At 41.8% G+C, this 7,879-nt stretch carries 7 protein-coding genes; 4 read left to right on the top strand and 3 right to left on the bottom strand.

The window, feature by feature from the left end; all coding sequences use genetic code 11:
• Positions 1-227: 227 nt before the first annotated feature.
• Entirely contained in the window at positions 228-431 is a 204-nt protein-coding gene (psbH, locus tag I8748_RS13345; protein WP_096551431.1) for a photosystem II reaction center phosphoprotein PsbH, read from the bottom strand.
• An 85-nt stretch (positions 432-516) separates the two neighbouring features.
• On the opposite strand from psbH, the gene psbN reads away from it, so the two are divergent.
• The gene (psbN, locus tag I8748_RS13340; RefSeq protein WP_096551429.1) at positions 517-648 is read left to right on the top strand and encodes a photosystem II reaction center protein PsbN; all 132 of its coding nucleotides are present in this window, start codon (positions 517-519) and stop codon (positions 646-648) included.
• Positions 649-738: 90 nt separating this feature from the next.
• Here the strand turns inward: psbN and I8748_RS13335 are convergent, their stop codons facing one another.
• Entirely contained in the window at positions 739-4,014 is a 3,276-nt protein-coding gene (locus tag I8748_RS13335) for an alpha-mannosidase (protein WP_198125059.1), read from the bottom strand.
• 104 nt (positions 4,015-4,118) lie between these two features.
• On the opposite strand from I8748_RS13335, the gene I8748_RS13330 reads away from it, so the two are divergent.
• From I8748_RS13330 to I8748_RS13320, 3 genes are all read left to right on the top strand, one after another.
• Positions 4,119-5,768, top strand: a complete 1,650-nt coding sequence (locus I8748_RS13330) for a hypothetical protein (RefSeq protein ID WP_198125058.1) — start codon at positions 4,119-4,121, stop codon at positions 5,766-5,768.
• 96 nt (positions 5,769-5,864) lie between these two features.
• Positions 5,865-6,161 (top strand): hypothetical protein, encoded by a 297-nt coding sequence (locus tag I8748_RS13325; protein WP_198125057.1) that lies wholly within the window; start codon positions 5,865-5,867, stop codon positions 6,159-6,161.
• A gap of 68 nt (positions 6,162-6,229) precedes the next feature.
• Complete coding sequence (locus I8748_RS13320) at positions 6,230-6,808, top strand: Uma2 family endonuclease (protein ID WP_198125056.1); 579 nt, start codon at positions 6,230-6,232, stop codon at positions 6,806-6,808.
• A gap of 15 nt (positions 6,809-6,823) precedes the next feature.
• Here the strand turns inward: I8748_RS13320 and I8748_RS13315 are convergent, their stop codons facing one another.
• The gene (locus I8748_RS13315) at positions 6,824-7,768 is read right to left on the bottom strand and encodes a lysophospholipid acyltransferase family protein (protein ID WP_198125066.1); all 945 of its coding nucleotides are present in this window, start codon (positions 7,766-7,768) and stop codon (positions 6,824-6,826) included.
• Positions 7,769-7,879 lie beyond the last annotated feature (111 nt).

The raw sequence follows: 7,879 nt of genomic DNA, 5'->3' as shown, positions 1-7,879 counted from the left end.
GCTTGGGAAGCAGCAGGAATAACAGCCACAGTGCGATCGCTTTCTTTAGATACCCAAGGCGCAGTTTTCACCTAATTGGTCAGTAGTCAGTGGTCAGTAGTCAGTGGTCAGTGGCAAAACACAACTATCAACTGACAACTGACAACTGACAACTAACCCCAATAAAAAAACCCGGACAAGCCGGGTGCAGGTTCGCCGATCACACAAGCTTAATCCGTGTGTATCAGTTAGCGACCTAAACTGCGCCAATCGACAAGAACATCCTGAACCAAGATTGTCTTATTGTAAAGTTGCAGAATAATTAGCAAAAACACGAAAAATAGCAGTATAAAAACAGCCATTACAGGAGTCGTACCCCAACCAGGGGCGACTTTACCATACTCAGAATTCAGAGGTTTCAGGATGTCTCCCAACCTAGTCCGTTGTGCCATAGTTCACCTAAGATTAGTTGCCAAAGCTTTTTTTAATCTTCTGTAATATTCTATAAGAATAGCACTCATAATTTATCTCTAATTTATGGAACCCGCAATAGTTCTTAGCATTTCTCTCGGCGTGATCTTGGTTGGTATCACTGGCTTTGGAATTTATACCGCTTTTGGGCCTCCAAGCAAGCAATTGGCAGATCCTTTTGAAGATCACGAAGATTAGAAGAGTCAGTTGTCAGTGGTCAGTTGTCAGTGGTCAGTTGTTAGTGGTCAGTGGTAACTCACAACTGACCACTCAAAAGCCTTTGTTGATTTAACCCAATAAAGGATTAACTGCTGGTGTCACTGTGAAACTGGCGATTTTCCAAGGCTGTATTGTCAAGTTTTGTTTCTTAGATGAGAATTCAGTGATGGAGGAACGCTCCAATAAATCTACTGGATTCCCCAGATTTAAACCCAAATCACTGTGTAAAGATAACTCTGCTGTTTCACCGTGTGATTCATAACACCGGAGAATCAATTGCTGTGGATTATCTTCGGATGGCTTCAAAGCCATCAAAATGAGATTTTCCGCGGATAAATCTAAGAAACTCAACTTTTCAGCACTATTAAATGCTGATTGCTGAGTACTATCTGATTTTAGTATCACTTGTAAAGGTATATTCAATTCATAGCCACGTCGGACAGTATGGGCTGATTCCCAGCTATTAGCATGGGGATACAAGGCATAGGTAAATTCGTGAAAGCCTCGGTCAGCCTCTGGGTCTGGCCAATTGGGACTGCGTAGTAGTGTGAGGCGTAATTGATTGGGTTGACTATCGTAACCATATTTACAATCATTCAGCAAACTTACACCATAACGATTTTGGATTTTGGATTTTGGATTTTGGATTGGGGGATTTTGCTGGGTATCTTCAGATGTTAAATCGGCCCAACGTAAAGCTGGGACTTCCCACTTTGCTTGTTCTGCGGGGGTTTGTCGTTGAGTTGGTCGGCGAATTGCACCACAGGGTATTTCATAGGTAGCAAAGTCTGCTTCAATGTTGAGAGGAAAGGCAGCTTTCACTAAAACCTGATTTTCTTGCCAATTTACACGTGTTTTAATTTTGAGAACAGCAGAATCTTTTTCTAGAATGTAATCTTGCGAAAACTCTGACTGACCAATTGTTCGCACTACACGCACTCGACTTCGTAACACTCCTCGTTCTAGATGAGAAATTACTGATAGTTTAGCGGGTGGTAAAGGATGCTGGGCATAATTTGGGTCAATATTCCACGCATCCCAGTATTGTCCACTATCTTGGAAGGCTTGTAGTTGATTCCCTAAACCACTAAGAACTTCACGCTGATTAGTTTTATCAAAGACGCTGGATAAATCACCTGTCAGTTGATCAACTGTAACTCGTAAATATTCGTTTTCTAGAACATACTTTTCTCCAAGGGGTTCAGAGGATTGCAACAAAGGTTTAGAGGGACAAAGCCAAAAGACACGATAACCACAAGCAGGAATTTCATTTGCTAAAAAAGAAACTGACATAATGGGCGTTTCCCTGGTGGGTCTACGTCTTGGCCCAATAAAACGTCCTTGAGACTGTACCTCATTTCCCTGTGAGTCGCAAATTTGCCAGTCAAAGCTTTGCCCAAGTTCTAGGTCTGGGAAGACAATTTCCACTACTTGCGATCGCATCCAATTGAGAGAATTGAAAACGAAAATAGGTTGGGCTTGAGGATGCGGTGGTTCTGGTATGGTGGTGTGGGATGCGATCGCTCGCAATGATTCCTGTAATATCTTCGTTCCTACTTGTTCCACTTCCTGCCACTGGGGCAAGGCATCCACATATACTTGGGTAATGGAAGAACCGGGTAGTATATCATGAAATTGGTTAAATAATACCTGTTTCCAAGCAGCTTCTATTTCTGCTTTGGGATATGTCACGCCACAGCTTACAGTTGCCAAAGTTGCGAATAGTTCAGCTTGGTACAACAAATTTTCACAAAGACGATTCCAACGCTTTTGATCTGCGTGGGTAGTGTAGCATCCGCGATGGAATTCTAAATATAGTTCATCGTTCCAGGTGGGGAAAGGGGATGAGGGGGATGAGGGAGAATTACTCCTGCTTTCTGCCTTGATTTGTTGTAGGTATTTTTCAGCTGTGGTAAATTCTATATCTGGGAAGAAAGGGGATTTTTGCCAACGTCGGGCGATTTCTAACATATCACGGGTGGGGCCGCCGCCGTGGTCGCCGACACCGGGAAGCCAAAGGGATGCTTGTAAATTCGTTTGGGCTTGCCATTCTAAAGAGTAGGATGCCATTTTAACCGGGTCGATACCTTCACCAATGGGTGCAGACATTAAACTTAAGACTTCGCTGCCGTCAGGCGATCGCCACCAAAAAGCCCCATAATCAAATTTAGTAGTATCATTCCAGCGCAACTTCTGCGTGACAAAATACTCAATACCTGCATCAGCGAAAAACTGCGGTAAAGTTGCACAGAAACCGAAAGTATCGGGAACCCAAACGATAGTAGAAAGCTTGCCGAACTTTTCTTGAACATAACGTTGACCATACAACAACTGACGAGCGATGGATTCACCAGCAATCAAATTTAATTCCGGTTCCACCCACAAACCGCCGACAACTTCCCAACGTCCAGCAGCCACCGCCTCTTGAATAGCCTGAAATAAATCTGGGCGATGTTCCTCAATCCAAGCATAAAGCGCTGGCGTGGAATGACAGAAAATCAACTCCGGAAAATCTGCTTGCAACTGCAAAACCGACGCAAAAGTATTTTGCGCCGCATTCCAAGTTGCACTCACAGGCCAAAGCCATGCTAAATCTAAATGAGCATGACCCAACAAATAGATTTTAGATTTTAGATTTTCGATTTTGGATTCAGAAATACTCCGCCGAATACTCGCTAGTATTCTCTCCCATTCTTCCTTCTCTTCCTTGGCGTCCTTGGCGCCTTGGCGGTTAGTAATTTCCCTCACCCCCTCAGTCAAAACAGCCAACCTCTCCGGCGCAAACCTTTGCAAATAAAGCTGCATTACCGCCAACTCATCAGCCACAAAACCCGGATCAGGATTATTATCATCTATAGACTCATAGACGAGGAGCGATCGCACTAAAGCACCATCACAATGTCCTGGACTCACCAACCGCAAAGCCACAATAAATTCTTCACCAGGCGTTACCCCACGACTGAGAAGCACTCTCGGTGAACAATCAAATAAATCTCCCTCCAACACCAACTTACCATTGACATAAATCTCAGCAGCATCCGCCCACCAAACCAGCGAAAGCCGCAAAGACAACCCCGTTAAAGAATAACCCTGTAAATCCTGGGGAATTACCAATCTTTGCACCAGCCATAGCACCTTTTTCCCACCAGTCCAAGCAATATGACTTTTGGCGTTGAGCTGGACAGGTTGCCAATCAGACAAATCAGATGCAATTATTTCAGTAATTTCTCGGTCAGCTTCTTGGTACAGCCAGGTAGATTGAATATTAACTTGAGAACATGAGCGTAATTGCTCAATTGCTTGCGAAATCAAACTAGTATGAGATTGACGTTCTACAGAGGTCATATTTTCGCTAAGATCAGGAGACTGACGATAATTAACAGATTGTAGTTTTATTGTTTGGCGGGAGTCTCACAACTAAACAAGACTCAAACTAGCAAATCATCACCATGTCTTCTGGTTCCTCTGGTCGTTATCAAAGCAGACTGTTTAACTTTGTCCACCAGCAATCTCGGCGGTTGACACAACAATGGGAACACACCTTACGGCATTTACAAGTTGCCACTCAAAGAGGTGTGGAGGTACTATTTTATTCCGTGTATCAACTGTTTCAGTCAGTTGAATCATCTGGGAAAAGACTCTACACAAAACAATCACAACCAAAGCTGAAGTTACAAGCAAGCGATCGCGATTTTCAGCCTGAAACTCCCCCAAATGCTGATATTCCGATTCAGCGTGTACTAGAGTCAGTCCAGAATTTAGCATCTGAAGTAGCCATTGTTACTCCTCCAACAACTCAGGAATTAGGGGAAACAAAAGATGTAATTTCATCCCAGTCCCCAGTCCCCTTAAAATCTTGGTGGCAGAAACTTTTTCATCGTCCTACAACCAATGCTAGTCTTTCTCAATCTTTAACGATTAAAGATAACTCAGCAGATAGTCTAACCCTTTCAAAACAAGAGGATAGTCTCAAGCCTCATCTTCCAGTGGTGCAGGGAATTGCTAGCAATTTGGCTAGTCGGAATTTAGTACTTGTCTGTACCAACAATGAAATTCTGGATATTTTGACACCCCAGCAACAAACCAAATTACAAGACCGAATTATTAGTGAAGTTGCGGAATATTGGCATTCTTGGCAGTTAGTCGAAGCTCAAAAAGAAACAAATTTATTGCCGGAAATTAATCAGTTATTAGCAAAGCTGACGGGCGTAAATACAGCCAACATGCCAGCCCTAGGTGAGGGAACAGCAAAAGATTTACTTGATACTGGCAGAGTGCTAGAGTTTTTAGATGCAGTTGTCGCCAAGTTGGAAGCAAATGCTATAATACCCGTGCAACAGCGCGGTCAGGAAATTGTTAGATTTACCCAACATCAGTTTAGCATATTTATTTATGCAAAACAACAGCTAGCCGCAAGAGGAAATATTGCAGTTAGTGATGATTTAGAAACTCACTGGTTGAATATTCAAGCTTTAATTGCAGCCGCAATCAATTATTTTTTTGGTGTTAGCCAAGACAAACAATTAGAGATGGGCAAATTTGATAGGCAGTCACAAAATCAACTGCGCGATCGCCGTACTATGGTTCTGCCCAAAAGTAGTAACTTGCAGAATGAAATTTTAGTAGAAGATCCTTGGCTAAATTGGGATGATTTGTTTAGTAATTCTCAGACAATTGCCCAGATACCTACATCATCCTCAAACAAAAAATCTGCTTTACCTTCCAACCCATCAACAAAACTACCTGGAAAAAACAAATTACCTGTACAACCACCGAAAGCGGGTTCTGGTTTGGTGCAAAGAAAAAAAACAAGCCAGAATATTACCCCAACTCAAAATAAATCAAAAAAAGTAACCTCTGCAAATAGTGAAAGTTGTGAAGGAGAAGTTTCCCAACAGCAGTTTAGTCAAAACAGTAAAGTTGAAGCCAAGCCAGATTGGATAGAAATCAAAGCAACTTCAATGGGCTATGTGAAACATCCTTTGGAACAAATTTTAGAATGGCTTGATAGTGCTATGCTCTGGGTAGAAAAGATATTTGTAAACATTTTTCATTTTTTACAGGGATTGTTACGAGGAAAGAAAGCTAGTCAAGATTAAGCTTGCAAATATTTTGCTGGTATAGTGACTATAATTTAATTTTTACTTCTCAAACTTGGAAGTTTGAATTATTTAACTTTATTGGTGGTCTTTTGCGTGAAAATTCTTGTTTACTGTAAATACTTCAATTTTAAAAATCCCCTGGATAAACCGAAAATTGAAACGTTTGTGGTGAATTTACCTCAAATACCCAAAGTGGGTGAAACTATTGTAGTCGAGAGAATTTCGCCGCAAAAACAGTTTGTGATTATTTTTGAATATATTGTGACAGCAGTGCAATTTAATGCTTCTAAGGAATTGGCTGATTCCGCCGATGCTCAAGTCAGCGCATTTTTAAACCATTGTTGGGAGGGAACGTCAAATTTTAAAGTTACAAACTTTTTAGAGAAATAAACATAATAGCAGCTTAAATGTGTTTGCGCTTAGTTTTCCCTATTGGTAGCGTATGGACAGAATTAATTATGACTGCTTTAACTTTACAATTACCTCCTAATCTCAAATTTACGGATGAGCAATTTGAACTTCTTGTTGCTGTTAATCAAGAGTTGCGTTTGGAATTAACTGCTGAAGGAGAATTAGTAATTATGTCACCCACTGGAGGAGAAACGGGAAACCGAAATTTTGATTTATTGGGTCAATTATGGTTTTGGAATAGTCAAAATAATTTAGGAAAAGCTTTTGATTCTTCCACTGGTTTTAAACTTCCCAATGGTGCAATTCGTTCTCCCGATGCTTCTTGGGTCAGGATGGAACGGTGGAATACTATCACACCAGAACAAAGAAAAAAATATCTGCCCTTGTGTCCAGATTTTGCAGTGGAATTGGTTTCGGACACTGATGATGTGGGGGACACCCAAGCCAAGATGCAGGAATATTTAGCAAACGGCTTACTACTTGGTTGGTTAATTAATCCCAAAGATCAACAAGTAATAATTTATCGTCCTCATCAAGCACCGGAAGTTTTAAAATCTCCTACAAGTTTATCTGGTGAAGATGTTCTCCCTGGTTTTATTTTAAATTTACAACCAATTTTTAGTTAGTTCCTGTACAAGAAGCTACCACAACATGTGATTGAGGAAATAACGCAAAAGTTTTATTCCTGTCGGCTCTTGATAATTTGTAGGTAATAAAGCTAGCATTGCGTTCTGTAACGCTTCTAAAGCTACGTCTACTTCTTGTCGCTTTGGTCTGGTAGTTTGGGGAAAATACAACGGTTCACCCACCCGAATAGTTAACTCCTTACGCAGATAGAGGTCATGAGTACCTATGAGGATGACTGGTACTATGGGGACTCCAGCGCGTAAGGCGTAAATTACAGTTCCTCGCTTTAGGGGGAGATGCAATTTACCTTCACTGTTTCCTAGTCTACCTTCGGGAAAAAGAATCATTCCATCCCCAGTAGCCAAAATTTCCAAAACAATGCGGTCTATTTGTCGCAATGTGTGTATATCTGCGCCTGTAGGTACAGTCTGTTTAATTGCTGTAGCTAAGTCAATCAAATCTTCCCTTCCTGCTTTGGCGGCTTCGATGACAGCAACTTCTTCTTTCCATATCCGTTCTAAAGGAATCACACCTCCTGCAAAACGCAGGATGAAGCGCTTCCACCACTTGTTATAAAGGGTACGAGCATCACCCAGGATGTAGTAATGTGGTTGGGTGGGAAGTTCGGCTAGTAGAAGTAATGGATCGATATGGTGGAGATGGTTGGCTGCTAGAATTGCTGGTTGTTGAGGTATCCTTTCGAGGTGTTCTACACGTACCTTAAAAAGAGTATGAATGAGCGATCGCAATACTAACCGCCGCACGCTAGCATTAACTCTAGGTTCTGGATGCTCCTGAGTAATGGCTTCTAGGCGATGGAGAACTTCTTCTATTGTATAGCGAATAGCGCGATCGCCTGCCGCCGCCACACCCTCTTGCACGCGCTTGATAGTTGCAGCAGTCAAAACTGGCAATGTTTCTGATTCTGTAGCATTTTCCTGCTGATGGCTAGATGTCAACTCGGCTGTTTTTTCATCAGTATGAACCCCATCAGCTAGGTTTTCCTGCACAGACTCGCTTTGATAATTTTTGATAACAACCTCTTTGAATTCATGAATCAATCATAATTC

The organism is Amazonocrinis nigriterrae CENA67 (genome assembly GCF_016056305.1).
Taxonomy (GTDB): domain Bacteria; phylum Cyanobacteriota; class Cyanobacteriia; order Cyanobacteriales; family Nostocaceae; genus Amazonocrinis; species Amazonocrinis nigriterrae.
Note: the sequence above shows the minus strand (reverse complement) of the source record. Positions and strands in the feature narration are given on the sequence as shown.

What these genes read in the sequence shown, in the direction of transcription:
- psbH (WP_096551431.1), bottom strand. Translation starts at nt 431, where the DNA reads ATGGCACAACGGACTAGGTTGGGAGACATCCTGAAACCTCTGAATTCT.
- psbN (WP_096551429.1), top strand. Translation starts at nt 517, where the DNA reads ATGGAACCCGCAATAGTTCTTAGCATTTCTCTCGGCGTGATCTTGGTT.
- I8748_RS13335 (WP_198125059.1), bottom strand. Translation starts at nt 4,014, where the DNA reads ATGACCTCTGTAGAACGTCAATCTCATACTAGTTTGATTTCGCAAGCA.
- I8748_RS13330 (WP_198125058.1), top strand. Translation starts at nt 4,119, where the DNA reads ATGTCTTCTGGTTCCTCTGGTCGTTATCAAAGCAGACTGTTTAACTTT.
- I8748_RS13320 (WP_198125056.1), top strand. Translation starts at nt 6,230, where the DNA reads ATGACTGCTTTAACTTTACAATTACCTCCTAATCTCAAATTTACGGAT.